Below are 26,343 nucleotides of genomic sequence, written 5' to 3'. Positions count from 1 at the left end.
CAATTTACAATCTACATTTGTTTTTCTAGTACTTTTTCAATTGTCGTTTTTAACTCAATATATTCTTCCATATTTGGCTCTAACTCCAACGCCTTTTCTACAGCAAGATACGCTTCTCGATACTGTCTTAATTCATAGTAAACGAGAGATAAATTAAAATGAGCTTCATGAAGCAAAGGACGCTGCTCAATCGTAATTAGAAGGTTTCTTTCAGCATCTATCAAATAACCTAGCTTAGCTTCACTATAGGCTAATAAAAAATGAGCTTCTACAATATCTACCTCACTATCAACAGCAGCTTTAAGCAGTGGATAGGCTTTTTCAATTTCCCCTCTTTGTAAGAGTTCCTGACTAATTTGGATATTAATTAAATGCGTTTGTTGTGTATCTTCTTGGGTAGAAAAACCAAAGAGTAACAGTCCACTTACTGTTCCTAGCATCACAAGGAGGCTAGTCATTTGTAGTTTCCATTGTTTATTTCTCGGTAAGTGTATGCAGGACGCCGCCAAAAAACCACCAACTAATCCGCCTATGTGGGCACTGTTATCAATCATTGGAATTAAAAAACCTAAGCTAAGATTAATAATTAAGATAATGATAACGTTTTTACCCATTGTTCGAAAAAATAGTTTACGATGGATCATTCCGAAAAAAAGGATTGCACCAAAGCAACCAAAAATAGCCCCAGATGCACCTGCAGATACTTGACTGTTAAAAGCAAAGCTACTAATAGAACCAAATAATCCTGCTATGAGATAGATTAACAAAAACCTCGGTGTCCCATATATCCTTTCAACAAGTCCACCTAAGTAATAAAGTGCAATAGAATTCATAACAAGATGAATAATACCTATATGTAAAAAAACAGCTGTAAAAAAACGCCACCATTCACCTTGATGAATAAGCGGATCATATTTTGCTCCAAATTCGACTAACGTTAATAAACTAGTACTACTTCCATAGTACTCCATAAATCCAAAAATAATGAGAACGCTAATTAAGAGTAAAAATGTGAGCACTGGCTTCCCATAAGTGAATAAAGCTCTTTCTTGCTTTGACTTTCTGTCAGAAATTGCTACAACCTCGCGGCGGTACTGATGTATGTCTCCGACAGGATCATGACTAATTTGAGTTAATCTAGGAAGTTCGCAATTTATAACCTCACTTAACTTTGAAACTCTTTGTTCATATCCATGTTCACCATCAAGAATAAATGATTGTATAGTAATTCGGTTATTTTTTGTTTTTACTGGGTGATCCAGAAATCTCTCATACGAGTCCACCGGCAAGAAGCTAGAGATATACACATTAATAATATGCAGGCGTTTACTTCTTAGGTCTTTCCGCACATGTTCGGCATCTTTTGCTAGGTTTTCTAGATCTCTAGCAATATAGTTGCTCCAATTCATATCATGACGTAGAATTCGAATGACAGTTGTTCCTTCAGATGAGTCCTCTGTGGTTTCTAGCCAAATCTCCTTTTCCTCTGACTTAACTAGAAACGCACTCATACCAATATTTTTAACAAGATGATGAATCACTTGCCAATAGTAGACATCTTGGCTTAATTCGTCCATAATTTCATCCTTCCAAGTTGTTTTCGTTATAAATAAATTTAGCAACTTCAGGGAGACTATAACAAATATTTGCTGGCCTATGCCCAGTTTTTGGAGTTTCGTTTCTCGTATTCAAAAGATAGAATCCCAGCCGGCTTCTATCGCCCCAATGACGTCATGGTCCCACGAGTCTCCTACAAAAAGGTAGTCTCCGTCAGATTGTAACTTTTTCTTTGCTAGGTCAAAAATTTCTCGATTCGGTTTACAAACCTTAACTTCTTCCGAAATCAAAATACAATCATCGCTAAACCATTGATTAAGCGCCAATTTATTTATTTTATTATATTGAGTATCGGCAGTTCCATTCGTAATAATACCTAATTTAATATTTGCCTTAGCTAGATTTTCCATTAACAACGATAATTGGGGATAAGGTTCACTAAAGTCATCTATCACTAAGTAATAATGTTCGTGGAAATCATCCGCCTCTGAGTAGGTAAACGGGAAGTGAAAATGTGCCGCAGTTTGTAGAAAACGTTTTCGACGATATTCCGTTTGAGACAAAACGCCGGTTTCATAATCATTCCAATAAACATCACTATACTTTTTAAAAACAGTAAATAACTTTTTCGTATCAATTCCTTCTTGGAGATTTTTTGCTTTAAGGAGCGTATCAAAGCAAAAACAAATAGCTTTTTCAAAAGCATCCTCATGACTAAACAATGTGTTATCTAAATCGAAACAAATCGTTTTCCATCTCATAATACTCCCCCTTAAGTTTATTATAACAATCATTTCTGAGCTTTTCGAATGACCAGTATTATTTATTTTTCTTCTCTTACGTAAGCATAAAAAGAAGTAGACAGCTTCTGTCCACTTCAAGTTAGTTTTTCAAGTTTTTGGGCGGTTTTATGTTGCTTTTTAGATCGTCTGTTGCGAAGAAAGTTCAACCACACGTGAAGAGCCAAGCAACCGCTTGGCTACACTAAAATAAAGTAGCAACTCCTAAAAAGGCATAAACCGAGCATAAAAGCGATCTCGGATAAACGGAATTTGTAAAGCTCCAGAAACAGCTAAACGTCGGATCCACCTTGTACCCAATACCAAATTTATAATTCGATATCGGTACTGATAAATAAAAAATACTGAAATCATTGAGAGTACCATTGTCATTAACATATTACTGTTGTTGTTCCTGTTATCGAACATCCTTCAATCACCTCATTAATAAGTTTGCATTAATAAGGTAAATTTATTCTCAGATGATAAAAAAAACTCCAACACTGAAGTTTAGAAATCCAGTACTAAAAACGGTACTGTTTTCTTATTCTAAAAGAAAAACCTAATCGGCGGATTAGGTTTTCGGGGATAATTAAGATATTGGACCCATCGCATCCCGTAACACTTTGGCTGAATGGTGTAATTTTTGTCTTTCTTCATCACTTAAATTAAGCTCTAACACTTCTCTAATACCATTACTATTAACGATAGCTGGAACTCCAATATAAATATCATCCAATCCATATTCACCTCGAAGAAGTGTCGATACAGTTAACACTGAATTCTCGTTACGTAAGATCGCTCTTGTTAAACGAAGTAATCCCATTGCAATAGCATAGTGGGTTGCACCTTTACGTTCAATAATATGATAAGCTGCATCACGAACATTAATAAAGATTTTATCTAGATCTTCCAATGATCGTCCTTCCTTATGGTCTTCAAAATAGCTAAGGATCGAACGCCCACCAATATTCGCATGGCTCCAGACCGGAAGTTCGGTATCACCATGTTCGCCCATGATGTAGGCGTGAACACTTCTTGAATCGACATTGAAGTACTGTCCTAATAAGAACCGAAAGCGAGCGGTATCAAGAATTGTACCTGAGCCGATGACACGTTCCATCGGTAAACCTGAATACTTCCAGGTAGCGTAAGACAGAATGTCTACTGGATTTGTCGCAATAATAAAGACACCATTAAACCCACTCTTCATCACTTCACCAACAATTATTTTGAAGATTTTCGCGTTTTTTTCGATCAGATCCAAACGGGTTTCTCCAGGACCTTGATTTGCCCCAGCAGTAATAACAACTATATCAGCGTCTTTACAATCGGCATATTCCCCAGCCCAAATTTTCATAGGCGAGCCAAATGGCATGCCATGATTTAAATCCATAGCATCGCCTTCTGCTTTTTTCTTATTTAAATCGATCAATACCATTTCATCTGTAATTCCCTGGTTAAGTAGCGCAAAAGAATAACTTGAACCTACAAAGCCTGTTCCAATTACGACAACTCTGGTTGTTTATTATACTCCATTGATAAATGATCCACCTTCCAATAAAAATTCTATCTTGCAAAACGAAAAAAAGTGTTACAAGCCAATATATCTAGCGTATAAACTTTTTGCTCGAGTAATATCTTCTGTACCCTGCACGAGCGTTCTACCGTCAGGAAATAAGACTAATTTTTCGCCTTCAGTTAACTGAGCTCGAATTAAAAATGGGGTTTTTGTTACTTCTGCTACTTTGACAGTTTTTCAGCCCATACATGTAAATCTAATTTTTGCCCCATGTTAATCTGGACCGTTTCTCTTCCACAAAGCGAAGTTACGGCTTGCTCTTTATCCTCGTGAAGCGCTGGATATTCATGCAAACTGCACGTTGGACAATTCTCTTTGCTTTTAGAAAATTTCATTTCATACATATGATGCTTCCACACATCAAAAGTTATCAAACTTTTTCTTTGGACATCATGATTATCCGTTAAATACTTTAATGCTTCGATCACTTGAAATGAGGCCACGATATCAACAACTGGAGAAATAACTCCGATTGTATCGCATGTTTGACCTGCTGTATTCCCACCGCCAATAAAACAACGTAAACAAGGGGTAACTCCCGGGATAAAAATCGCCGACATACCTCTAGAACTAACCGCCCCACCATAGACAAACGGGACACCTGCTTTATAGCAAGCATCATTTATTAAAAAGCGTGTCTGAAAATTATCAGTCCCATCTAACACCAAGTCAACGCCATCCATTAACTCAGTTATGTTTTGCAAGGTAACATCAGTGACGACTCCTTCAACAGTAACATCTGAATTAATTTTCTGTAACCGATTTTGAGCTGCAATTGCCTTTGGTAGAGCTTGAGTTACATCATCTTCGTCAAAGAGCATTTGTCTTTGTAAATTACTTCGCTCAACATAGTCACGATCCGCGAAGCGAACATGACCAACCCCTGCCCGAACTAGATGATTAGCCAAAACTGTACCTAGTGCCCCCATCCCTACAATTAGGACTTTTTTGCTGCTAGTTTTTTTTGACCTTCTTCGCCTATTGGTTGAAACAGTATTTGTCTAGAATAACGTTCAATACTACCCATGACACATCCTCCAAGTTCTTTATGTATTACTAATTAATTTCTCAACAGCGATATCATGTTCCTCGGCTGGAACTTCTTCAACAATCTGCATCTCAAACGCTAGAGAAATTGTCTTATTGGGATAATCACTTAGGAAGCGGTCATAGTAACCTCCACCGTAACCGATCCGATAACCTCTTTGGTCATAAATAATCCCCGGAACAACGACCAAGTCTATGTCTTCTTTTTGAACAAGCTTAGTAATTGAGATGATTGGTTCTTTTAACGAATAGAAACTGTCCTCAACTTCTGTAAAAGAATTAATTTGATAAAATTTCAACTCTCTTTTTTGGGGATAACATTTCGGGACAACAACCCGCTTATTTGTCTGCCATGCCTCTTCAATGATAGCTAATGTATCTACTTCACGTCCTGTAGATATAGTAATCCCAATTGTTTTAGCCTCAGACCATTCAGTGCTGTTAAAAAGCTTCTCTCTAATTTTTTTAGATTGTTGCCAGTAGTCCGCTTCGTTCATCTCAGCTAGTCTTTGTTTCATTTTATTACGTAAATAGACTTTTTCCATATGATCACCTTTTAAAAGCTATTTTTAAAATATATGTAAAAGGATGCTATGAAGCTCTATTTTAAGAGCACCTTGATGTTTATTATACTTTATTCGTTTCATAAGTTAAACCTTCTGTATGTAAAAAAATAACTTGTGTTATCCGGATAAGAATAAAAAAAAGTAAGCAGAAAAAGTCTGCTTACTTTGTTTCGCGGTGCAAAGTCATCTTTTTTAATCTTGGGCTATATTTTTTTAACTCAAGACGATCTGGATTATTACGTTTATTTTTAGTAGTGATGTAGTTACGATCACCTGTTTCTGTACAAGCTAATGTAATATTTACGCGCATTCATTTTCCCTCCAAACATGCTTTACTTCAATCATACTTTTAAATAATAGCAAAATACTTTCTAACAATCAAGTACTTCTTTTTGAGTTATGACTGTTTTCCTTTAGAATATTAACATCCATTTAATGGAACTGATTTACCTTCTTGATATGATAGGCAAATCCCAAAGAGATATCTTGAAGCTCCATTTACTTTGAACACACCTGCGTTTTATTATTCTTGATAAAGGAAATGTTTAATTGCGTTAATGAATTATTCGTTAATACCTGTTCTTCAGTCCCATGACACATCCACAAATAGGCAACACTTTCTTCATTTGCTTTAATTTCTCCCTCTAAACTTATAACACTACTCATTGTTCCCCCAGAAGAGAACGGCTGCGATAATACGTGCCCTTCAGCTATTGAACTTGGCTGCTTAAAGTTCGCACAATATTGAACAATTCCACGATTCCCCATTTGTCCGTTCATTAAGAAATAATCTTCACCAAAAGAACGAACTAAAGCTGAAACCGCAGGGGCATAAAATGTTACTCCTTCTTCGGAGGATTCATTTGGACTTTGATTAAAGAAAAGCTTGATTTCTCTATTCTTACTCAGGTAGTTGCGAATTGAAATTACATGGACCATTGTCCCTTCATACGTACAGGGCTCTATAAGAACGGATAGCTGCATGGTTTCATTGAAAAAATTACTAGTTTCCGTTGACCATGAAGCATCATCTAACCAGGAAAATTCACCATCAATCCATATTCCATACTTAAGAGTACTATAGCTATTATATTGACCAAAATTCATTTTTTTTCACCCACCGTTTCTAGTGCTTTCGTTTTCCGATTGGTGCGACTTTTTTTCGCGTACTTTTTAGGCTTACTTCGCTGCTCAAATAATGAGGTATGAACGATAGTCGCTTCTGCAATCCCTTTATTTGGCCAAACCATCACGTCTGGTTTGATGGTTACTCCTACTGCAATTGTACATTTTTCACCGACAACCGAAGCTTCATAAAGTGAGGTTTCTTTTTCCAGCTTTGTTCCTTGGCAAATTGTCGTGCCACGTAATTCACTCTTAGCTCCGACAAATATATCATTCCATAAAATAGATTGTGTTAAAGAGCAGTCCGTTGACAATACCGAATGATTCCCAACAACACAATTTTCACCAAGTGCAACTCCCGAGCATATTACTGTTCCCTCACCTATTGATAGGGGAGCCTTTAATAGAACTCCCTCTTCAATTATTACATTGTCTCCAAACCACATGCCTTCTTGAACTTCAGTACCCAAAAGGTTAACATTTACTTTTTTCTGTAACATATCAAATTGAGTGTTTCGATAGGACCTGAGGTTTCCCACATCTGACCAATACCCTTCAGCATGAAACGCGAATAAGCGTTTTTTTTCCTTCATTAACAATGGAAATAGATCTCTGCTAAAATCAGTCGGTACACCTACTCTTAAATAAGATAGGATCTCTGGTTCTAGGACATATATTCCTGTATTAACTGTATCACTAAAGGCCTCATTCCAGCTTGGTTTTTCTTTGAAGCGGATAATTTCACCATTTTCATTCGTCGCTATTACCCCATAGTCGATAGGAGTATCAACTTGCTTCATGAAAACCGTCGCTAGCGCTTCTTTTTCCTCATGAAACTGAATTCCTTTAACTAAATCAAAGTCTGTTAACCCATCGCCGCTAACAACAATAAAACGTTCATCTAGAAACTTTTCCGCATTTTTTATACTCCCAGCTGTACCCAGGGGAATATCTTCATCAAAATAATATAACTTTACGCCAAATTGACTACCATCACCGAAGTAATCTTTGATAACCTCAGATAAATATTGAACGGTTACTGCGATTTCAGTAATTCCATGTTTTTTTAATAATTCAATTAAATATTCCATTACCGGCTTATGAATAAGTGGAACCATTGGTTTTGGAATGTTACAAGTTAAAGGACGAAGGCGAGTACCTTTTCCACCAGCCATGATAACAGCTTTCACTCTATTAACCCCCCAAGCGATATACTCTGTAAAATCAAACTAATATCAGGAAAGACTTTTTACTTCCATAACGGATAAACACTCTTCATAAATAGCGATTGTTTCTTTGGAAATGGAACTCCAACTATATTTGCTCTCGGCGAGCTTTTTACCATTTCGAGCAATTCTTTTGCTAGCTCTTGATTTTCAATTAAATTAATTACTTGGTTCGTTAAACTTTGTACGTCTTGTGGATAGATTGTTACTCCTGTTTTTTCATGTGTAATAATTTCTCCTAATCCTCCTGTATCAGAAACAATCGTCGGCTTTCCGACTATCATTCCTTCTAGAGCTACGATACCAAAAGGTTCGTAGTAACTAGGAAATAGACAAATGTCACACCCCTGAAAAATTTCATTTCGTTGATGATCCTCCACAAATCCAATAAAATAGACATGCTTCTCTAACTTTTTCTCGATAACCTGAGATCGATAGTCTTCTAACAGTGGTCCTTTTCCAGCGATTATAAATTTTACATTTGAATGTCTTGAAATTATCATTGGTGCTGCATCAATAATCGTCTGAAACCCTTTTTCCTTTACTATTCTCCCAACTGAAAAAATATAAATATCATTTTCTGAACCATATGTTAGCTTCCAGCTTGAGGAAGCATTTCCTATCACCATTTCGCGATCTACCCCATTTGGAATGATTGCTATTTTATCCAATGGCAACTGAAAGATGTTGATAACCTCATCTTTCATGTAATGACTACAGACAATTACCATACTCGCCTCATAGGTTAATTGCCATTCTTTTTGTGAGATATTTTGTTGCAGTTCTGTATAAATTCCATTGTTTCTTCCATGCTCAGTAGCATGAATAGTTGCAACGACAGGGATTTTCAATTGTTCTTTCAATGATATTGTAGCCACAGATACCAACCAGTCATGAGCATGAATAAGGTCAAATTGGACTTTTTTTGAAAGATCAAGGACATAGTCACAAATGGCTAAATTAAAACTACCTACCCAATCATAAAAGTCATTTGCCTCTGGCTGTAAACTAGTAACACGATGAATATGAACATCATTTATCATTTCATAATCTGGAGAACCAGTAACTGCTGTCGTTATTACATGGACCTCACAATCTTCATTCGCTAATGCCTTAGTAAGGTCAAACACATGTCTTGATAAGCCCCCAACAATCATCGGCGGATATTCCCAAGCTAGCATTAGGATCGTTTTTTTTCGTAGATTTAGCTGTTTTGCTATTTTCTGCTTAAAAGCGTTGTTCCCTTGACTTTTAACGAATATATCTAAAATAATTTCAGCTAGAAATGGATATTCAGCTTCATATTCAGATAAAAGGTTGTGATTTAATTGCATATTCACCAGAGAACTCCTTAATTGTTCATAACGGTTCATATGCTCAAGTAGACGATTAATTGCATATTGTGTTGCACTTTCACTATCTAGAATAAAAGGCCAATCACTACTCACTGCTAGCATCCACTCCCGTACCAACTGCTTTAAACCACGGTCTGTTTCAGCTGATTTCCCCTTAAATTCAGTTACTAACTGAACTAAGTCATTTTCCATACAGTGTAATTTGGGGTAGATCCAACAATTTTTTTCATTTAACCAAACCTCACCATATCCATCTCTTCCCCAGGTACTAAACGTAACTTCAGCTGTCTCAATGTCCAGGTAATGGCGCTCTAGAAATACTTCTGGAGTAATAAACTCTACTTCTTTACCACCATCAGTCAGCAAATGTTTTAACCAATCTGGTCCTTCAAACCACCAGTGACCAAAGAGTTCAGCATCAAATGGGGTTACAATAAGATATGGTGGTTTTATGGGTGATTCATTGAGCTGAAGCTCTTCTTTTACTTCTTTTATAAAATGATCACTATGCTCTTTAACCTTTGCTAAAGCATTTTCTCTAAGATAATAGTGTTTGTCTTCAGTCCTACCAGTGACCCGATGAAATTTTAGCATTGAGTCAAATCGAATTCCTTCAGAATGCATAAAGGGCTGGATATAATCCCAGTCACGTTCATGGGCAATGTCTCGATAAAACTCACGGTAATTGACATCACCTGGATATCCATCATACGAACTCCAAACCTGATTTGAGAGTCTCGTGTTCCGGGGAAACAACATAATCCCATTAGGTGAATAAATTGGTACAGAGGCCCCCTTGGAAGGTACTGGCTCTGCATATTTTAAAGCATGTTCATCAACAAACGTATAGCGAATTCCTTCTTCAAACAAGATACGATCGAGACCTAGATTAAAGGCACACTCAGGAAGCCAAAAACCTTTTGGTTTGAACCCGAAATATTTTGCAAATGTGCGGATTCCATGAACTATTTGCGCTCTTAGGCCTTCTGATGTTTGTAGATATGGTAAAAAAGCATGAGTAGCAGAACTGCAAATGCAGGTAATCTTTCCTTCCTCGCAATAGTTGCGAAAACCTTTTAAAAGATTTTGTTCATATTTTAGAAAGGTTTCCCTAATTTTCTCAAAACGTCTTGTATAAAACTCAACTAATAATCGTTCTTCGACTTTTTTAACTGTATTTTCTTCTTTTTTTAATAGAGACTGTGTCTTTTCAAGACTATGTAGAAATCTTCTTTGCATAAGAGGATCAGCTAACATTTCCATTAAAGGTGTAGAAAAGGATATTGTAAAAGCTTTTTGCTCATGTTGTTCTTCTAAGTTCCAAAGAAGCGGAATGTACGTTTCACACATGGCTTCGAATAACCAACGCTCTTCAAGTCTTTCATTCTCCCGATGTCTAACAAAGGGTAGATGTGCATGTAGTACAATAGAAAAATAACCATTTACCATTAGTTTCTCCACCCTTACGTTTATTTTTCATAATAAGAATAACTACTAAATCCCTCTATCCATTTAGGTTTGTCACTTCTAGCTTCTACCCAATTCAACTCACCCTCTACAATATCGTTTTGGGGTGCACGAGGTGTACCAATCGAATTAGATCTAAGGATTGAAAAGAAGCCACCGTTTTTTACAATCACCCCAATATCTACACAATATGTACGATTGGGATTTACGTGATAAAAAAACCATTGTCGACATTCTTCTGGTAGCGTGTACTCCTGAAATTGGTGGGCATTGTGTCCATTAAAAGTCATTGAGGTTATATCAAACAACCTAATTTTTTTTTCTAAAGTAGACCATTCCTGATTTAAATGTAGTTGAACGCTTCGTTTTTTTCCATTAGAAAACTCCCAATAACAAAATAGAGAGTGGGGTGATTGTACCATTAATCCACATTGATTACTTTGTGTCCAACCGGAAAAAGGCAAATCTTCTTTGTTAGCTTGGCTATCTGTTCTCTCCTTTTGATAGGAATAAGCACAATAATCTTCTAGCTGTTGTTGATGTTTATTGATTTGATATTGGACTGTACTTATGGACAAGTTTAATTCAGAGGCAATTTCTCTGATCGACAATCCAATATTTTGATATTTAAGAATTTCACTAATCAAGCACTTTTTCACCTCAATATAATCCGCGACCGCATTTCTTCGAAGTATAATTACATCTTACAATTGTTAGAAACCGGCAACAAGCAGTCTATTTTGTAGAAATATGTCTGTCCTATACATCATACTATGTATTTAATAGAATTTTTTATTTTGACTTCCTCTTTTCTAGGATTGAAAGAAAATCTAATCCAATCTGCAACAAGTATGACAAAAGTTGCTATGATTCTACTTGGCCAATTCTTTTTTTAGGTACAAGGTCCGACATTTTTCTAGGCAAAGGAGATTTGCATAATAAATCCAATTCCCTTTCGACCCTTCTGTATTTTTAGCATTTATGATATAAATGAATAGTATTGGACAAGGGAGGTATTACAGATGGGATTTACAATAACAATTTTACTTTTTACATCGATCATTTTGTTTACTATTTCTTTTGTGAAAAAGGACAGAAATAAAGAGGTAGAAAAACAAATTGAGAACTTTTCGATCACACTGATGCAAGAAATCTACCAACTCAAAAAGAAGATTAAAGTGCTAGAAGAAGAGATTTTGATTGGACAGGATGAACGTTATTTTACCAATAACCAAGATAGTTTCATAACATATGATCGAGATAAAATCTTAGCTTTATATGAAGATGGTCATTCTTTAGAAGAGATTGAACAAATGACTGGACTAAGTATTGAAAAACTTAATGAAATCTTAGGATAACCCTTTGAATTCGATCCAGTGAAAGGAGAAGAAGATGACAAAAAAGATGCTCCAAGGAATTGCTACCGGTATTTTACTGACAACTTTACTGTTCACCTATAAATATTATTTTACAGATGATTTCCATGTAATTACAGAGGTTACAAGCAACGAAAAGGTTGTTTTTACGGAACAAGACCTAGAAGAATATTTACAAGTTCACGGATTAGCTGTAATTGATCAATTAGAACTAGAACAATTACAAAATAATCAGGCTGTCTTAACCGAAACCCCTGAAACTACTCCTCCTCCAGAAAAAGTCATTGAAAAGGAAGTCATTAAGGAAATTACCTTTACGATTGAACCAGGAACAAGTAGTGGTAGTGTAGGACAGTTATTAGAGGAAAAAGGGCTGATTAGTGATCGGAAATTATTTGATAACTACTTAATAAAAAATAAGCTTGAAGGTAAAATAAAAGCTGGTGAATACTTTTTAACATCAGAAATGACGCTAGAAGAAATAATTGAAAAACTTACTTAAAACTAGACAAAATAGTAAACACTAACGATAATAAGAAAAGCGCAAGGCGCCCGCCTATCGGCGACAAGCAAATGTTCTGTCAGATTAAAAGTGCGCTTTTCACTTTTATATCTGGCAGGTTATTTGACCTCGAGCCGATGGCGCCTGAAGCTAGACATCTAGTACTATAAACGCATATACTTTCTTATTTTTTAATAATCGTCTAAAGGAGTTTACGATGAAACTAGTTGCAATTATAGTTGTTACCTTGTTTGCATTTCTAATTATTCCTCTCCATTATCTCGTGATCATGAAATTCACACATGCGGTTGATTATCCAAAAACACCGTTAATTTTGCTAGTAGTTGTAGCATTTTTAGCAGCGATTTTCACTGCAGGATATAATGAAGATAGGAGATGAACTTAGCAAATAGGGAATAAGGTTTGTATAAAAAGCATTTTGTCCGTAGCCAAGCATTCGCTTGGCTCTTCACGCTCTGCGTGAAGTTTAGGAAATTCATGTACGTAGACATCTTTCCCCAAAAAAATTAGTATATTTATTAAAAAAAATGAGGTGACACCGTCACCTCATTTTTGGTTACTCTTCAGTTTCCTCTTCTGTATCTTCGTTTTCTTGTAAACTGTCTCCATTCGGACCATTTCTATTTTCTTTCAAATCAAAGTACTTATCTAGAATTTGTGCCGTTATATTGTTTGCTGGACGACCAAAGTTATCAGCAATTTTTAGATAAGGCACGATTACAGCAAAAGCAACCTCTGGATTATCATAAGGCGCATAACCAACAAATGTATGATTATTAGCCTTATTGTTCAATACCTGCGCTGTACCTGTTTTCCCAGCTACCTTATAAGGCTTATTTGCCAGAACTCGAGCTGTTCCTTGATTTCCATGAACAACCAAACGGAAGCCTTCTTGGACTCGTGCAATTTGTTCATCCTTCATATCAACCCGATTTAATACAGTAGGAGAAAATTGTTTGACGATATTACCTAATTCGTTTTCTACCGTACTAGGTTCACGTATTTCTCTTACAAATCGAGGTTGAACACGATAACCGCCATTAGCAATCGTTGATACATACTGAGCCATTTGCAATGGTGTATACGTATCAAACTGACCAATACTATAGTCAAGTAAATTTCCGAGCTGTTGAACGCCACCGTTATAGCCGGTAGCCTCATTTGGAAGATCAATTCCTGTCTTAACTCCTAGCCCAAACTGATTAAAGTAGTAACGCATTTGGTTAAAACCTATCGTTCGATCATTTAAACCACCACCACGCTTTGATGCATAGTGATAATTACCAAAGGCCATTGCTATTTCAAACATATAAACGTTAGAAGATCTTTCGAGAGCTGTAAGATCATTAATACGACCTAATGATCTACCACCAAATGAACTTTTTCGCGTTTGCCCAATCATAATTGGACGATCAAAAAAAACTGTTCCTGGATTGGCATAACCAGCCTCAAAACCAGCGAGCACTGTAGCACCTTTCACTGCAGACCCCATGACAAATGCATCGTGAACTACGCCTAAATCATGATTATTCCCAGATTTAGAAGTATCGTAACCCGCCATTGATAAAATTTCACCTGTATGTGGATCCATCATCACAACGTAGGCTGCTCCATTATTAATAAAACCACGATTTGCAAGGACTCTCTCTACCTCATCAGCGATAATTTGTTCAACAGCAAGCTGTAGCTCCATATCTACAGACAAAACTAAATCTTTTCCACGTTGCCCCTCCTTTACTCGAGGTGCTCCGATCATTTTTCTAGAACCATCTAAAGTCTGTTCCACAACAGCTTTTTTTCCTCTTAACACATCTTCATATTGTTCTTCAAGTCTACTTGTTCCTACATGATCACTACGATCATAGCCCAATGCTAAATAACGATCTATTTGCTCTCTTGGTATTTGTCCCGTGTTCCCCACAAAGGCAGAAAACGAATTTCCGTAATTGTATTTTCTTTTTGAATCCCTAAGAATATCTACTCCAGGTAACTCATTTAAATTTTCTAATACCTGGGCTGCTTCTTTATAGGTAACCCCAACTTTTACTCGCTGTGGCGAATGAGCATAGCCTCGATCAAATTCACGTTTAATCGCTAAAACTTCCAATTCATCTTCAGTAATCTCTTTTAGATGCTCATCTGTTATTCGATCTAATTGGAGGCGGTAAATTTTCATAGGATCATTTTCTAATTCAATCATTTCTTCTCTTGATACTAATTCTTTTGCTTCCTCTGTCCTCGTTATAAGCCAGTAATCTTTCTTATCTCTCTCGGTAATACTTGAAAGATCCACTTCAATAAAATCGTTAAGTCTTTTCGCGACACGAAGCTTCTCCTCATTTGATGTATTTCTGCTTGTGTAGGTTACCGATAATACTAGCTCATTATCAACAACAACATTACCAAAGCGGTCATACATGATTCCTCTTGGTGCATCGGTTTTAGAACTCACACTTACAGTTCGTTCAATTTTCCGTTGGTAATCTTCTCCCTGTACAATTTGGACAACGCCTAAACGTAATATAAGTGCAGAAAATAATAAAAATACAACAAAAAACAAGATATTTAACCGAACCGGCATATGCGTTTTCTTCTTATTTTTACCCATGAACCAGTTCACCTCTTTCTAGATTGTAATCAACATACCCCTCCTATTATACTAAAAAAAACAAAAATAGACACCCTCGAAGGTGCCTATATAAAGGATGTAAAATGTAGAATATTATTTAATTAGCTCAGTAAGCCTTTTCAAAAAAATCTACATTCTACATTTTACATTAAACCGGTGATCCGTCATTTTGTCCATCACCTTGTTTTTTATTTCTGACTAGGCTGTATTCTTCTCCGCCTTTTGATGGGTTGTCAATGTTTATTTTTCTCACAAAGAAGTAAATGATTAGATGTCCTGCTCCAAGAAGTAATAAGAGCATCGGGATCCCCTTTTCTTCATCAAACATTGTTACAGTTAAAAGAAATAGTAGTATCGAGGTTATTCGTCCACTATTTAAAAAGATCTCCCTAACAACGATATACTCAACCCGCATTTCAGCTGCCTTCCAGCCTCTACCTATAATATCGTAAGTTAATGAAATATATGGAACAAGAAGGATGGGATAAGAAATAGATATAACGATCCCATACATAATTAATCTTGTGAAAGTTGGTTCAAAGGCAATCAAGAAAATGGCTAAATATAAACCAATCCCACCAATTAAAATTGCTTTTTTACGAAAATGCGGCTTTATAAAACGCCCAACTAAATAATATGTGACAAAAGAAACCGCTGAAGCTACTAAACCATAAGTTCCAATTGCCAATTCACTATTCGTTGCAATATAAACCCATACAACAATCACAAAAACAAACGTACCCTCGCGTAGTCCCTGAAAAAAGTGAGCAAACAAAATATTTTTCCAATTAGGACTATGCTTTCTTTCTTGAATAATACGCTTAAAATCAAAGGTACCTGTGGCTGGACGCCTATTTAAGAAAAAGCTTAGGATCACAGCTGCTACAAAAAGGGCCAAGGAAATACCGAAAATTACTCGATAACCAGTAAACTTTTCCATACTCGTAATGAGAAAACCAGCTAAAATCGGCCCGATCATTCCCGCAAAAGATGTCAGCAATCCAAGAAAACCATTAAAAAAATCACGGGTTTCCGGTTCGGTAATTTCAAATGTTAATACATTAAACGCAAGCCAGTAAAAACCAAAACCAATCCCTATTAAAGCCCCTAAAAGCAGTAAATAACTATTGGCTTTTTCTCCTAAAAATAAAACCGTGAAAAAGAAACGGATAGGAAGGATACTCCTAACCGTAAAACAATAACCCGATCAATTTTTTTGGCCCATCTACCGGCTAAGATAAACGTAAGCGGCTGCATGACAACTGATGCTAAATTGTAAAGAGCAATATGAGTAAATTCTCCTGATTGCTTCCATAAGTAAACATTTACAAACGTATTAGACAAGGCAATACTAAGTGCATATAAACCACCAATGATTAAAAGGAGGGTTAAATCACGGTTTACTTCTACCTCGCCAAGAACTTTTTAAAGAAATTTTTCATTTGCGACTCCCCTTTAACATCTCAATGCTAGTTTGTCTTAAATAAGAGTCGTTATACTAATTAATTGGTAATAAAACTGCTAATTATTTGGAAGTTTTTCTTTGAACCTATAGAACTAAATGATGAAATATTAAATTTGCAAAAAAAGAGACTTACTCAAATTTGAGCAGTCTCCCTTATTTAACAATTATTTAGCAGCGTTAAAACGCTTTGATACTTCATCCCAATTTACAACATTCCAGAATGCTGCAATGTAATCAGGACGCTTGTTTTGATAATTTAAATAATAAGCATGCTCCCAAACATCAAGTCCTAAGATTGGTGTTTTGCCTTCCATAATTGGCGTGTCTTGGTTTGGTGTGCTCGTAACAGCCAGTTGACCATTGTCAACGATTAACCAAGCCCAACCAGAACCAAAGCGTGTTGTAGCCGCTTTTGCAAATTCTTCTTTGAAAGCATCTAAGCTACCAAATGCAGAATTAATCGCATCAGCTAATTCACCAGTTGGAGTGCCGCCACCATTTGGTGACATTACTTCCCAAAATAGTGAATGGTTTGCATGGCCACCACCATTGTTACGAACAGCAGTACGAATGCTTTCTGGTAGTGCATCTAGGTTGTTTAATAAATCTTCTAGGCTCTTCTCAGCCAAATCTGCATGACCTTCTAGAGCATTATTTAAATTTGTTACATAAGTATTGTGATGTCTACCATGGTGAATTTTCATTGTTTCTTCATCAACGTGTGGTACAAGTGCATCAAAAGCGTAAGGTAATTCAGGTAATGTAAAGTTTGCCATTAAAATATCCTCCTTAAAATGCTTAAAAATTATTTTTCCTAAAACTTATGTTTTAGCAATTTCCTTTTTTCAACAGTTCTTCACTGTCATTACCTACATTAGCAGATTTCCCCTCTCCTTTCAAACGATTAGACTTGAGATGATCCCAGAATAAGTAATTAATGATTAAATTCACTTTTACCTTGCTATGATACCCATAAAATTACGTCTCATAACTAATCTTCGTATCACTACTAGCAATTTTAAAAGGAACAATCTATCAGAAAAAGCTTTTATGATAGTATTATTAGTTCTTTAGGTAGCAGCCAAAGCAAAACCCCAATTGTCATGCTTGAAGTCAAAACGAGGGAACACCTAAGAGCAACAAAGTCTACAAATGTAGCCAACAAAAATAATACGATACAAAAAAACTTTATAGAAGATGTTTTACGCATTTTTTTGAAAATTTTATTTATACATGTATAGACAGGCTTTTCATGCTAAAGGAGGAATAGAAAGATGAATTGGTTCGAAGCACTTATTTTAGGAATTGTTCAAGGCCTTTCTGAATTTTTACCAATATCCAGCTCCGCTCACCTTCTGCTCGTACAGAAGCTGCTTGGAATAAAGGTAGATGGAAACCACTTAGAATTTGAAATATTACTTCACTTTGCATCTCTACTGGCAGTAACTATTTATTTTCGAAAAGAGTTATTAGACATTATTCATGGGTTCTTTGCCTATCTTTTATTCAAGAATAAAGAAAAGGTAGCTCAATTCCGCTTTAGTCTATTATTAGTATTTTCCACAGGAATAACAGCAATTATAGGGAAATTGTTTGAAGGCCTTATTGGAGAAAACATCACGAACACAGCAACAATCGGAGCATCATTGATTGTCACTGGACTATTTCTCATCTTAATCGAACATGGAATTAAACCAGGTAAGCGTACCGCTCGCGAGATGAATTGGAGAGACGGTTTCTTAATTGGCTTCGGCCAAGCACTAGCAATTTTACCAGGGATTTCAAGGGCTGGAAGCACATTAGTGACAGCATTATGGTGCGGATTAGAAAAGAAGACAGCGGTACGGTATTCTTTTCTACTTTCCATCCCGCTGATTTTAGGTATAACTATCGTTGAAGTTCCAGACATGTCCCCGGATTTTTTCAACCTTTATTTTGTAGAAACAACGATTGCGTTTATTGCTAGTTTCCTTTTTGCTATTGTTGGTATTAAGTGGTTAATTTCAATGGTAAACCGCACCCGACTTTCGTATTTTGCTATTTATTGCATTGGTTTAGGGACACTCGTTTGGATTTTTCTTAGAGATCTTCCCTTCGTCTAAGCAAGAGGCTTGAAGAAAAAATTTGATTATTACTAGAAAGCTTTAAACGGTTATTCTCAAAATGTATTCGCATTTGTTCATCAAAAAAGATGGTATGCTTCTTAAACATAAAAAGTCGAAACTCATTAGTCTTAATACTCACCAGTTCATTTTGCATAGTACCTGCTTCAATATTAAGAACAGGAACACCATTCATAGCACAACCACAACCCTCAGTATCATAAAAAAGAACCAAAATTTCATCCGGTTTTAGTAACTCAGAAATGTATTTACTTGCATCGCTTGTAAAATTTATTTCCATCTCATTTCCTCATTTCAGCTAATATATATAATTCCTACTAACCACATGAAGTTTAGCACTTTATGTGGTCTTTTCATGTGCTTGGGAACTATTGAAACATTTTACTATAGATCATACCGTTTAAGTCATATTTGTTTATAGTGTACTCCTTTATCAACTTTTTCATTTTGATTCTACCCTGAAAATAGTTCAGTCTTCGGAAGTTCAACAAATAGAAAAAACGATCTATAGGCTCATATAAAATGAACATACAGATCGTTGGATTATGTACTATGGAGGAGGAAGAGGGATTCGAACCCCCGCGCGGTTTAACCCGCCTGTCGGTTTTCAAGACCGATCCCTTCAGCCGAACTTGGGTATTCCTCCGTAATTAATTGGTGGACCCTGTAGGACTCGAACCTACGACCAACCGGTTATGAGCCGGTAGCTCTAACCAACTGAGCTAAGGGTCCAATTTAATATTAAATCATTTCAAGGGCGATTGATGGGAATTGAACCCACGAATGCCGGAGCCACAATCCGGTGCGTTAACCACTTCGCCACAACCGCCATATGAGAAAGTGAATAAATTGGTAGCGGCGGAGGGAGTCGAACCCCCGACCTCACGGGTATGAACCGTACGCTCTAGCCAGCTGAGCCACGCCGCCATATATGGCTCCACAGGTAGGACTCGAACCTACGACCGATCGGTTAACAGCCGATTGCTCTACCACTGAGCTACTGTGGAATAAAAATTAAGGACAAGATTTATATTACCATGAATTAAATTCTATTGTCAACAACTTAATTTTAATTATTTCTTCATTAAGTTTTTAGAATAAATTCGAATGACAAGAAAAATATACCATATTCCTTTTTCATTAGCAAGAACTTTTTAACATGAATGTGCCTGCGCATCCATTGCTTAAGATGGCAGGCACACATTATTTACTTAAAGATTTTCTTCACCAATAACGGCTTCAGCGATATTAACTGCATGATCACCAATACGTTCTAAATTACTAACAATATCTACAAAACGATTCCAGCTGCACCAGTACAACTTCCTTCATTCACACGCAGAATATGGTTTTTACGAAGCTTTCGTTCCATTTTATCAATCTTTTCTTCTTTTAACATAACTGAACGTGCTTCAATTATATCATTAAGCTCTAAAGCCTTAATTGCTTGCTTTAACGTTGAAATGGTCAAATCAAACATTTCATCTAGATCTTGTATAGCTTGATCTGAAATCGTTACTTTGTTGGTTATTTTATAGTCAATTAATTCAACGATGTTTTCCATATGGTCCCCAACACGTTCTATATCACGTACTGTATCCAAAAGCATCGAATGTAGTTCTGAATCTTTAGCAGATAAAGACTTAGCAGAAATTAAAATTAAATAATCGGTAATTTTATGGTCTAAGTTGTTAATTGCATCCTCAAATTGCACCGTCAATTCTGCATGCTTCTTCTGATTCGTTTTCGCATAATGACTTGCCTCAATTAACCCCTGCTCTGCAAACTCAGACATTCTTAAGACTTCTTTTTTCGCTTGTCCTAATGCAATGACTGGGGACTGCTGAATAAACAGAGGATCTAAATGCTGTGCTTTGTATTCAATTGCCGAATCCTTTCCAGGTATAATCTTCGTTACGACCAAGGCTAATACCGCAACGAAAGGTAGCTGTATCAGTACGTTGGCAAAGTTAAAGATCCCGTGGGCAAAGGCAATTTGCATTGCTGGATTAAGTTCAAGTAACTCCCCAATATAAGCAATAAAGTGTGTGTACGGCACTAATAATAGCAAGATAATAAATGTACCTATTAGATTAAAGATAACATGTGTTAAAGCGGCTCTTCTTGCAGCAATAGACGCTCCAATAGAAGCCAAAACTGCTGTAATAGTTGTCCCAATATTATCACCAAATAATACTGGAAGTGCTGCCCATAAATCCATAGTCCCCTGTTCATATAATGTCTGCAATAAACCAATCGATGCTGATGAACTTTGAACAACAACAGTAAATACTGTTCCAATGACTACACCGAGAATTGGGTTTTCACTCATACTCACCGTTAAATCTGTAAACGCTTGGAGAGTACGGAGCGGTTTCATGCCATCTCCCATTAAACCTAACCCATAAAATAGAGCACCAAACCCGAAAATAACTTGTCCATAATTTTGTGCTTTTTTATTCTTAATAAAGAAGATAAGAAAGTACCTATAGCGATAATTGGGAGTGCGTATGCCTGAATTTTAAAACCAATGATAAAGGCAGTAACAGTTGTTCCAATGTTTGCCCCCATAATAACCCCAATTGCTTGTTTTAAGGTCATAAAACCTGCATTTACAAGACCGATCGTTAAAACGGTTGTCCCTGTACTAGTTTGTAACGCTACTGTTACTACTAACCCTGCGATAACCCCCATTACCGGGTTTGATGTGAATTTATCCAAGATATCTCTAAGTCTGTTACCAGCTACTTTTTGGAGACCATCACCCATGAATTTAATACCGAATAGAAATATTCCTAGACCTCCAAAAAACAGAAAAAGAATTTGTTGAATATCCAAAATACTCGCCCCTTCAAAAATAATTAACCTCTTTAATTCGACAATCCTCTACAAGCATACTTCTTAAATGTTGATGAATTATTAATGCTTTGTAAAGATTTTGTAAAGATTATAATTTCGTCTTGCTTATTTCCAAAGTTTTCATTTATTTCTTTATTGGTTTCTAATTGTTAGTTACTACTACTTGTTAGGGTCTTAAAGTTTCTGTAAAATATACAAGTAACAAATTTTTATTGGATCGAATAAAAAATTTATAGTTATAAAGGAGACGGAGAATGAACATTTTCCAGCAATTAGTTAAAAGTATTTATTCACCACCAACCGTGGCTAAGTTTCGTTTTCAAGGAATCGGAAAAACAATTTTATATGTATTCGTCTTAATGCTGATTACAACTTCAATATCTGGATATCAGCTAGCTACAATGATTTCTACAGCAGCAAACCAATTCCAAAATGATCTTACAAATGAAGTGCCAGATTTTGAAATTAAAACAGTATCCTACTATCTGATATTGATGAGCCTGTTTACCTACAGCAAGATGACGGAATATTTATCTTTGATTCGACTGGAACTTTATCCGCGGCCGATCTTGAAAATAATTATGATGCCGCTTTAGCTTTATTGGAAACAGAAGCGGTATTTATCTCAGATGGAGTTGCAGAATCATTTCGTTATCGAGATTTAGGAAACATCAATATGACGAAACAAGAAATTGAAGAGTTTACTGACACGATCATTGAACTGTTACCTTTGATAATCGCTATTATTGTATTCCTATTATTTATCGTTCTTACAACGTTGAAGTATATCGGTATTTTTGTTCTCACTTTATTTGGGTTAATCATAAAACGTAATACTGGGATTACGCTATCCTACAAGCAAGTTTGGGTTTTATCTGCTTATGCAGTTACATTACCAACTGTATTCTTTGCAATCATCGATGGTCTAAACATCACGATTCCTTTTGCATTCACACTTTATTGGGTAGTTGCTGTAATTATGCTTTACCTTATCTTTAAAGAAATACCTCAATCTCAAGTGAAAAAGGAAGAAACAGCAGACGACCTTGATCGATACTAATAAGACAAGAAAAGCGCAAGCGCCCTGGGAGCCCCGACAAAAGCTACTGACCTCGTGCACAACATGTTTTACTTCCAGAGTTACTTCATTCAGCTTTGCCTCGAGGGGCTGGGCGGGGCTCCTGCGTCACTACGTTTACTCGTCGCAAAACCTGCAATGAAGTAACTTCATAGATGTGTCTTGGAGCTAGACAGTTATTACGTTGAAATTTTATACATTCTTATCTTATAACAAAAACGAGTAGAGGCTTTTAGCTCTACTCGTTTTTTTCTGTAACATCTATGATTTTTCGAACTACTATTCGAGTCCCATCTACTGAAATAACTTCAACATTTGTTCCTGCATCTAACCATTGACTATCACTGGTTGCACTATAATATTTACCCTCTATTTCAATTGTTCCAATCGGTCGAAATGGAGTTGTTGTCAAAGCCTGCTTACCAACTAACTCTCGATAGGATGCATTAAGCGAATTATACCCTAATTCTCCGGTTAAACGGTCTTTTAAGGTCATTTTTGACCAAATATTTCTAGCTGGAAACACCTTCATAAAAAGTGCTGAAGCAAGAGCTCCAATGATTAGTGCCATCGCTACTAAAAACCCATATAAAATGGAAGGTGCAGGGAGGGCTATACCCAAGATCATTAAGAAAATCCCAAGCAGAGCTACAGTACCATCCGTAATAAATTTACCATCGATGACAATTAAACTTATTCCACACAGATAAAGTACCGCTACCCATAACCCCATTCCAGAGCCAACTGTAATATGATACGAAAAATAAGTGGCCATAATTGCAATTCCCAAAATAGCAAATAGACCTTTTACTTTCACTAATAGCTCTCCAAATAAAAATAATGTACCTAAAAAGACAACTAAGAAGCCAACACTAGCTATATTTAATATTTCCAATCCAATCCGCTCCTCTCTACATTTTTTCTGTACTATATAGTTACGAAAATAGATCTACTTTCGTTTCAAAAAATTATCAATGATTATTTACAAATTTGGCATAATAATTATGAGGTGATAGTAATGAAAAAAAATCATGAGAAAAAGAAACAAACAGTAAGTCAACCAAAGCAAGTGACGTTCCCATTCAAACAAATAGAAACAAAGAAACTCTCTGTCTAGACGTTACATATTCTTACCAGTTTATTTATATTAAAACAACATGATGCCTATTAGACTAACCAAAAGGGCCACCTTCTAATGAAGATAGCCATTATTTAGATTATCCTTTTGTAAACCAACCTTTTATGACATTTATTAGCTCATTCAAAACATCTAGAAATCTCGCAATAAACGTTTGGGTATCTTCTCTACCTAAAAAATCGCCTAGGTTGTCACGAATTTTGCCAATTTGATTTTGAACTTGATTCCAATCAATATTTAGATCCTTCATTCGCTTAAATAATGAAGTTAATCCATTGAGTTCTTCATCCGTTAGGGTAATTCCAAGCTCTTGTGCAACACGTAAAATTAAATCTCTTAATTCAGCGTCAGTAGTCACTGGATTTTTAGCAATTTCTTCTTTAATTCTAGTCATAAGTTCTGTTGCTTGATCTAATCCAAAACGGTCCCCCAACTCGGCAGTCTTAACCATTTCTTCATTAGCCACTTGCTTTTGTTCTTCAGGAATTTCAATGTCAGTTGTTATTTCGTATGCTTTAATAATTCCAGTCAAAGCTCCAGTCCCTGAAACTTTAAAAGGAGCGGTTACATATATATCTGCATCTGTAATTCCTGCCGTAACTAAAGCATTCGCATACATTCCCTCGGAAACCCAATCAATATTGTTTGTTTCAACATTAATACCAGCGCCACTTTCTAACATAGTAATTCTAGTTGAGGAAATTGAGCGAGTTCCAATTTTCTGTTTACTAATATAGTTTCCTAAATATTGGTGCTCTTCTTGGTTTGTTACGGTAATAATCTCAACATCATCAGATACATTCATTTCACGAAGTAGCTGGGTCTTTTGTTCATCAGTTAGATTTTCTCCCAATGTAACAATTACTTCTCCTACTACAGCATCACCAAACACTGCGGTAGGTGTAAAAATACAAAATAGTCCTATTAAAATTAATAAGGTTACTTTTTTCATTAGTATATTGCTCCCTCCATATGTAGCTATTGTGGTACTTAAAGTAATAGAACACTTTTTAAGGACAAATAAAAAGTGACTTTTGACCTATTTTAAAGCATCCACCCAAAAAAGTGCAAATTATTCCGCTTTCATATGACTATTTTGAAAATGTCGGTCAATGCTTAAGACCCCAAAAAAGAATTTCACCACTATCCCCTTTTTATTTCTTTTCTCGCAAATAAATTTATATTCATTTTTAATGCTGTTATAACCCAAATGCTCATAAATAAAAATAAAAAAGCTGCTTTTACAAACATATCTACTACCTCAACCATCCAAACAGCAAAAAAAATTGGTCCAAAGGCTACACCTAAAAAACGAATCATTCCATATAAAGAAACAATTAGTCCCCTCTCTTTTCCACCTACTGAAGAAGTTATTAGCGTATTAATACATGGCAAAGTAAATCCTACCCCCATACCAATCATTGTTACTCCAAAGATAAGACTAGAAAACGTTGGACTAAATACCAAAAATACCAGAGCCCCTAAAACGATAGCTGAGCCTATTAATAATAGCTTCTTCATATAGCTATGATCTTCACCAATTTGCTTACCTGTCCAATAAGAAACTGCAGTTAAAGCTCCTAAAGGAATTGTAAAAACGCTTCCCTTAAAGATGCCATCGACTGCAAAAATCCGTTCAATTTCAAAAGAGAGATATACTAAAAGACCAAATAAAATAAACAAACCAGCGGAAGCTAAAAAGGATAGTGGAAAAATCCAATTTCCTTCTTTTTTTAGCACACTCACTAACATCCTCCCATAGCTCGATAACGACTCATTGTATTTTTCTTGAACAACAGAATTTACTGAGAAATATATACCTATGAATGCAAGTAACGAGATAATAAAATACACATAAAATGCACTATACCAAAAAATTAGAGCAGCCAGAGCCCCGATAAAAGGACTAAATACCTTACCAATCCCATTAAAGACTTCTAAAGCACCTAAGTTTTTGCTACGTTCTTGACCAGAAAAAAGATCGCCAACCAAGGCCATGGCTAAAGGAGCTGTTCCTCCTGCACCAATCCCTTGAAGTACCCTGCCAATCACAATCCAACGAAAGGGATCAGAAACTCCCTTTCCCGCAACAATTGTAATGATTGAGCCGATCATGACAAATATAAGAGAAATAAGGACAATTTTTTTCCTGCCATAACGATCCGATAAAAAGCCCACAACCGGTATCACAATAGCTGCGACAATTGAAAACACCGATAAAAGGAACCCTACCTCGACAGCAGAGATATTTAATTCTTCTTCCATAACTGGCAATATCGGAATTAGCATGGAATTCCCTAGGACCATGACCAATGGTAAAAGTCCGATGATTAACATTAGAAAAGATTTATTTTTCATAAACATCCCCAGTTTTTTAGTCATATTAGAAATTGGACAAGCATAGCTTAAATTAACAGCTTGTCCACGGTTAAAGATAAATTAGGAGGG

21 protein-coding genes, 5 tRNA genes and 4 pseudogenes are annotated in these 26,343 nt (G+C 36.0%); 6 read left to right on the top strand and 24 right to left on the bottom strand.

Going from position 1 to position 26,343, the window contains the following annotated elements; all coding sequences use genetic code 11:
- Positions 1-11: 11 nt before the first annotated feature.
- From H1D32_RS20085 to H1D32_RS20035, 11 genes and pseudogenes are all read right to left on the bottom strand, one after another.
- On the bottom strand, positions 12-1,577 hold the full coding sequence (locus tag H1D32_RS20085) for a rhomboid family intramembrane serine protease (protein ID WP_261179981.1): 1,566 nt from the start codon (positions 1,575-1,577) through the stop codon (positions 12-14).
- Between the two features lie 111 nt (positions 1,578-1,688).
- Entirely contained in the window at positions 1,689-2,318 is a 630-nt protein-coding gene (locus tag H1D32_RS20080) for an HAD family hydrolase (RefSeq protein ID WP_261179980.1), read from the bottom strand.
- A gap of 243 nt (positions 2,319-2,561) precedes the next feature.
- Positions 2,562-2,765, bottom strand: a complete 204-nt coding sequence (locus tag H1D32_RS20075; protein ID WP_261179979.1) for a sodium:proton antiporter — start codon at positions 2,763-2,765, stop codon at positions 2,562-2,564.
- Positions 2,766-2,928: 163 nt separating this feature from the next.
- Positions 2,929-3,855 (bottom strand): annotated as a pseudogene (locus H1D32_RS20070) (L-lactate dehydrogenase); the annotation flags it as partial.
- 75 nt (positions 3,856-3,930) lie between these two features.
- Positions 3,931-4,945, bottom strand: a pseudogene (locus tag H1D32_RS20065) (ThiF family adenylyltransferase).
- 19 nt (positions 4,946-4,964) lie between these two features.
- The gene (locus tag H1D32_RS20060) at positions 4,965-5,510 is read right to left on the bottom strand and encodes a 5-formyltetrahydrofolate cyclo-ligase (protein WP_261179978.1); all 546 of its coding nucleotides are present in this window, start codon (positions 5,508-5,510) and stop codon (positions 4,965-4,967) included.
- Between the two features lie 181 nt (positions 5,511-5,691).
- Positions 5,692-5,841 (bottom strand): 50S ribosomal protein L33, encoded by a 150-nt coding sequence (rpmG, locus tag H1D32_RS20055; protein ID WP_071312021.1) that lies wholly within the window; start codon positions 5,839-5,841, stop codon positions 5,692-5,694.
- Positions 5,842-6,029: 188 nt separating this feature from the next.
- Positions 6,030-6,638 (bottom strand): hypothetical protein, encoded by a 609-nt coding sequence (locus tag H1D32_RS20050; RefSeq protein WP_261179977.1) that lies wholly within the window; start codon positions 6,636-6,638, stop codon positions 6,030-6,032.
- A complete protein-coding gene (locus H1D32_RS20045) occupies positions 6,635-7,846 on the bottom strand; it encodes a nucleotidyltransferase family protein (protein ID WP_261179976.1) in 1,212 nt (403 codons plus the stop codon). Before H1D32_RS20045 ends, H1D32_RS20050 begins: the two co-directional genes overlap by 4 nt.
- A gap of 59 nt (positions 7,847-7,905) precedes the next feature.
- Positions 7,906-10,686, bottom strand: coding sequence for a 1,4-alpha-glucan branching protein domain-containing protein (locus tag H1D32_RS20040; RefSeq protein WP_261179975.1), 2,781 nt, complete (start codon positions 10,684-10,686; stop codon positions 7,906-7,908).
- Between the two features lie 20 nt (positions 10,687-10,706).
- Complete coding sequence (locus tag H1D32_RS20035; protein ID WP_261179974.1) at positions 10,707-11,351, bottom strand: DUF4912 domain-containing protein; 645 nt, start codon at positions 11,349-11,351, stop codon at positions 10,707-10,709.
- A gap of 375 nt (positions 11,352-11,726) precedes the next feature.
- On the opposite strand from H1D32_RS20035, the gene H1D32_RS20030 reads away from it, so the two are divergent.
- From H1D32_RS20030 to H1D32_RS20020, 3 genes are all read left to right on the top strand, one after another.
- Entirely contained in the window at positions 11,727-12,062 is a 336-nt protein-coding gene (locus H1D32_RS20030; RefSeq protein ID WP_261179973.1) for a hypothetical protein, read from the top strand.
- A 34-nt stretch (positions 12,063-12,096) separates the two neighbouring features.
- Positions 12,097-12,582, top strand: coding sequence for an endolytic transglycosylase MltG (locus H1D32_RS20025; protein ID WP_261179972.1), 486 nt, complete (start codon positions 12,097-12,099; stop codon positions 12,580-12,582).
- 217 nt (positions 12,583-12,799) lie between these two features.
- Positions 12,800-12,982: a hypothetical protein gene (locus tag H1D32_RS20020; RefSeq protein WP_261179971.1), complete on the top strand. Its 183-nt coding sequence runs from the start codon at positions 12,800-12,802 to the stop codon at positions 12,980-12,982.
- Between the two features lie 177 nt (positions 12,983-13,159).
- Here the strand turns inward: H1D32_RS20020 and H1D32_RS20015 are convergent, their stop codons facing one another.
- The 3 genes and pseudogenes from H1D32_RS20015 to H1D32_RS20005 form a co-directional block, all read right to left on the bottom strand.
- Entirely contained in the window at positions 13,160-15,211 is a 2,052-nt protein-coding gene (locus H1D32_RS20015; RefSeq protein WP_261179970.1) for a peptidoglycan D,D-transpeptidase FtsI family protein, read from the bottom strand.
- Positions 15,212-15,380: 169 nt separating this feature from the next.
- A pseudogene (locus tag H1D32_RS20010) lies at positions 15,381-16,609 on the bottom strand (MFS transporter).
- 252 nt (positions 16,610-16,861) lie between these two features.
- Positions 16,862-17,473: a superoxide dismutase gene (locus tag H1D32_RS20005; protein WP_261179969.1), complete on the bottom strand. Its 612-nt coding sequence runs from the start codon at positions 17,471-17,473 to the stop codon at positions 16,862-16,864.
- Between the two features lie 498 nt (positions 17,474-17,971).
- On the opposite strand from H1D32_RS20005, the gene H1D32_RS20000 reads away from it, so the two are divergent.
- Complete coding sequence (locus H1D32_RS20000; RefSeq protein WP_261179968.1) at positions 17,972-18,799, top strand: undecaprenyl-diphosphate phosphatase; 828 nt, start codon at positions 17,972-17,974, stop codon at positions 18,797-18,799.
- Here the strand turns inward: H1D32_RS20000 and H1D32_RS19995 are convergent.
- The 7 genes and pseudogenes from H1D32_RS19995 to H1D32_RS19965 form a co-directional block, all read right to left on the bottom strand.
- Positions 18,777-19,100 (bottom strand): iron-sulfur cluster biosynthesis family protein, encoded by a 324-nt coding sequence (locus H1D32_RS19995; protein WP_261179967.1) that lies wholly within the window; start codon positions 19,098-19,100, stop codon positions 18,777-18,779. The two genes, H1D32_RS20000 and H1D32_RS19995, sit on opposite strands and share 23 nt — an antisense overlap.
- A 273-nt stretch (positions 19,101-19,373) precedes the next feature.
- Positions 19,374-19,466: transfer RNA gene (locus tag H1D32_RS19990), tRNA-Ser, on the bottom strand.
- A gap of 9 nt (positions 19,467-19,475) precedes the next feature.
- A tRNA-Ile gene (locus tag H1D32_RS19985) sits at positions 19,476-19,552 on the bottom strand.
- Positions 19,553-19,576: 24 nt separating this feature from the next.
- Positions 19,577-19,649: transfer RNA gene (locus H1D32_RS19980), tRNA-His, on the bottom strand.
- Positions 19,650-19,670: 21 nt separating this feature from the next.
- Positions 19,671-19,747: transfer RNA gene (locus tag H1D32_RS19975), tRNA-Met, on the bottom strand.
- A 5-nt stretch (positions 19,748-19,752) separates the two neighbouring features.
- A tRNA-Asn gene (locus H1D32_RS19970) sits at positions 19,753-19,827 on the bottom strand.
- A gap of 204 nt (positions 19,828-20,031) precedes the next feature.
- Positions 20,032-21,658: pseudogene (locus H1D32_RS19965) on the bottom strand (Na/Pi cotransporter family protein).
- A 275-nt stretch (positions 21,659-21,933) separates the two neighbouring features.
- On the opposite strand from H1D32_RS19965, the gene H1D32_RS19960 reads away from it, so the two are divergent.
- Both H1D32_RS19960 and H1D32_RS19955 read left to right on the top strand, forming a co-directional pair.
- On the top strand, positions 21,934-22,275 hold the full coding sequence (locus H1D32_RS19960) for a DUF1189 domain-containing protein (protein ID WP_261179966.1): 342 nt from the start codon (positions 21,934-21,936) through the stop codon (positions 22,273-22,275).
- Entirely contained in the window at positions 22,170-22,739 is a 570-nt protein-coding gene (locus H1D32_RS19955; RefSeq protein ID WP_314733468.1) for a DUF1189 domain-containing protein, read from the top strand. The genes H1D32_RS19960 and H1D32_RS19955 overlap by 106 nt, the downstream gene beginning before the upstream one ends.
- A 256-nt stretch (positions 22,740-22,995) precedes the next feature.
- Here H1D32_RS19955 and H1D32_RS19950 read toward each other — a convergent pair whose 3' ends face one another.
- The 3 genes from H1D32_RS19950 to H1D32_RS19940 all read right to left on the bottom strand — a co-directional run bounded on the left by H1D32_RS19950 (position 22,996) and on the right by H1D32_RS19940 (position 26,277).
- On the bottom strand, positions 22,996-23,652 hold the full coding sequence (locus H1D32_RS19950; RefSeq protein WP_261179965.1) for an NfeD family protein: 657 nt from the start codon (positions 23,650-23,652) through the stop codon (positions 22,996-22,998).
- Positions 23,653-23,974: 322 nt separating this feature from the next.
- Positions 23,975-24,847: a DUF1002 domain-containing protein gene (locus H1D32_RS19945; RefSeq protein WP_261179964.1), complete on the bottom strand. Its 873-nt coding sequence runs from the start codon at positions 24,845-24,847 to the stop codon at positions 23,975-23,977.
- A 191-nt stretch (positions 24,848-25,038) separates the two neighbouring features.
- Complete coding sequence (locus H1D32_RS19940) at positions 25,039-26,277, bottom strand: MFS transporter (protein ID WP_261179963.1); 1,239 nt, start codon at positions 26,275-26,277, stop codon at positions 25,039-25,041.
- Positions 26,278-26,343: the final 66 nt, after the last annotated feature.

The sequence above is a fragment of the Anaerobacillus sp. CMMVII genome, assembly GCF_025377685.1.
Taxonomy (GTDB): domain Bacteria; phylum Bacillota; class Bacilli; order Bacillales; family Anaerobacillaceae; genus Anaerobacillus.
Note: the sequence above shows the minus strand (reverse complement) of the source record. Positions and strands in the feature narration are given on the sequence as shown.

Excerpts from the sequence above, each read along its gene's own strand:
- H1D32_RS20085 (WP_261179981.1), bottom strand. The coding sequence starts at position 1,577 with ATGGACGAATTAAGCCAAGATGTCTACTATTGGCAAGTGATTCATCAT.
- H1D32_RS20080 (WP_261179980.1), bottom strand. The coding sequence starts at position 2,318 with ATGAGATGGAAAACGATTTGTTTCGATTTAGATAACACATTGTTTAGT.
- H1D32_RS20075 (WP_261179979.1), bottom strand. The coding sequence starts at position 2,765 with ATGTTCGATAACAGGAACAACAACAGTAATATGTTAATGACAATGGTA.
- H1D32_RS20060 (WP_261179978.1), bottom strand. The coding sequence starts at position 5,510 with ATGGAAAAAGTCTATTTACGTAATAAAATGAAACAAAGACTAGCTGAG.
- rpmG (WP_071312021.1), bottom strand. The coding sequence starts at position 5,841 with ATGCGCGTAAATATTACATTAGCTTGTACAGAAACAGGTGATCGTAAC.
- H1D32_RS20050 (WP_261179977.1), bottom strand. The coding sequence starts at position 6,638 with ATGAATTTTGGTCAATATAATAGCTATAGTACTCTTAAGTATGGAATA.
- H1D32_RS20040 (WP_261179975.1), bottom strand. The coding sequence starts at position 10,686 with ATGGTAAATGGTTATTTTTCTATTGTACTACATGCACATCTACCCTTT.
- H1D32_RS20030 (WP_261179973.1), top strand. The coding sequence starts at position 11,727 with ATGGGATTTACAATAACAATTTTACTTTTTACATCGATCATTTTGTTT.
- H1D32_RS20025 (WP_261179972.1), top strand. The coding sequence starts at position 12,097 with ATGACAAAAAAGATGCTCCAAGGAATTGCTACCGGTATTTTACTGACA.
- H1D32_RS20020 (WP_261179971.1), top strand. The coding sequence starts at position 12,800 with ATGAAACTAGTTGCAATTATAGTTGTTACCTTGTTTGCATTTCTAATT.
- H1D32_RS20015 (WP_261179970.1), bottom strand. The coding sequence starts at position 15,211 with ATGGGTAAAAATAAGAAGAAAACGCATATGCCGGTTCGGTTAAATATC.
- H1D32_RS20005 (WP_261179969.1), bottom strand. The coding sequence starts at position 17,473 with ATGGCAAACTTTACATTACCTGAATTACCTTACGCTTTTGATGCACTT.
- H1D32_RS20000 (WP_261179968.1), top strand. The coding sequence starts at position 17,972 with ATGAATTGGTTCGAAGCACTTATTTTAGGAATTGTTCAAGGCCTTTCT.
- H1D32_RS19995 (WP_261179967.1), bottom strand. The coding sequence starts at position 19,100 with ATGGAAATAAATTTTACAAGCGATGCAAGTAAATACATTTCTGAGTTA.
- H1D32_RS19960 (WP_261179966.1), top strand. The coding sequence starts at position 21,934 with ATGAACATTTTCCAGCAATTAGTTAAAAGTATTTATTCACCACCAACC.
- H1D32_RS19945 (WP_261179964.1), bottom strand. The coding sequence starts at position 24,847 with ATGAAAAAAGTAACCTTATTAATTTTAATAGGACTATTTTGTATTTTT.
- H1D32_RS19940 (WP_261179963.1), bottom strand. The coding sequence starts at position 26,277 with ATGACTAAAAAACTGGGGATGTTTATGAAAAATAAATCTTTTCTAATG.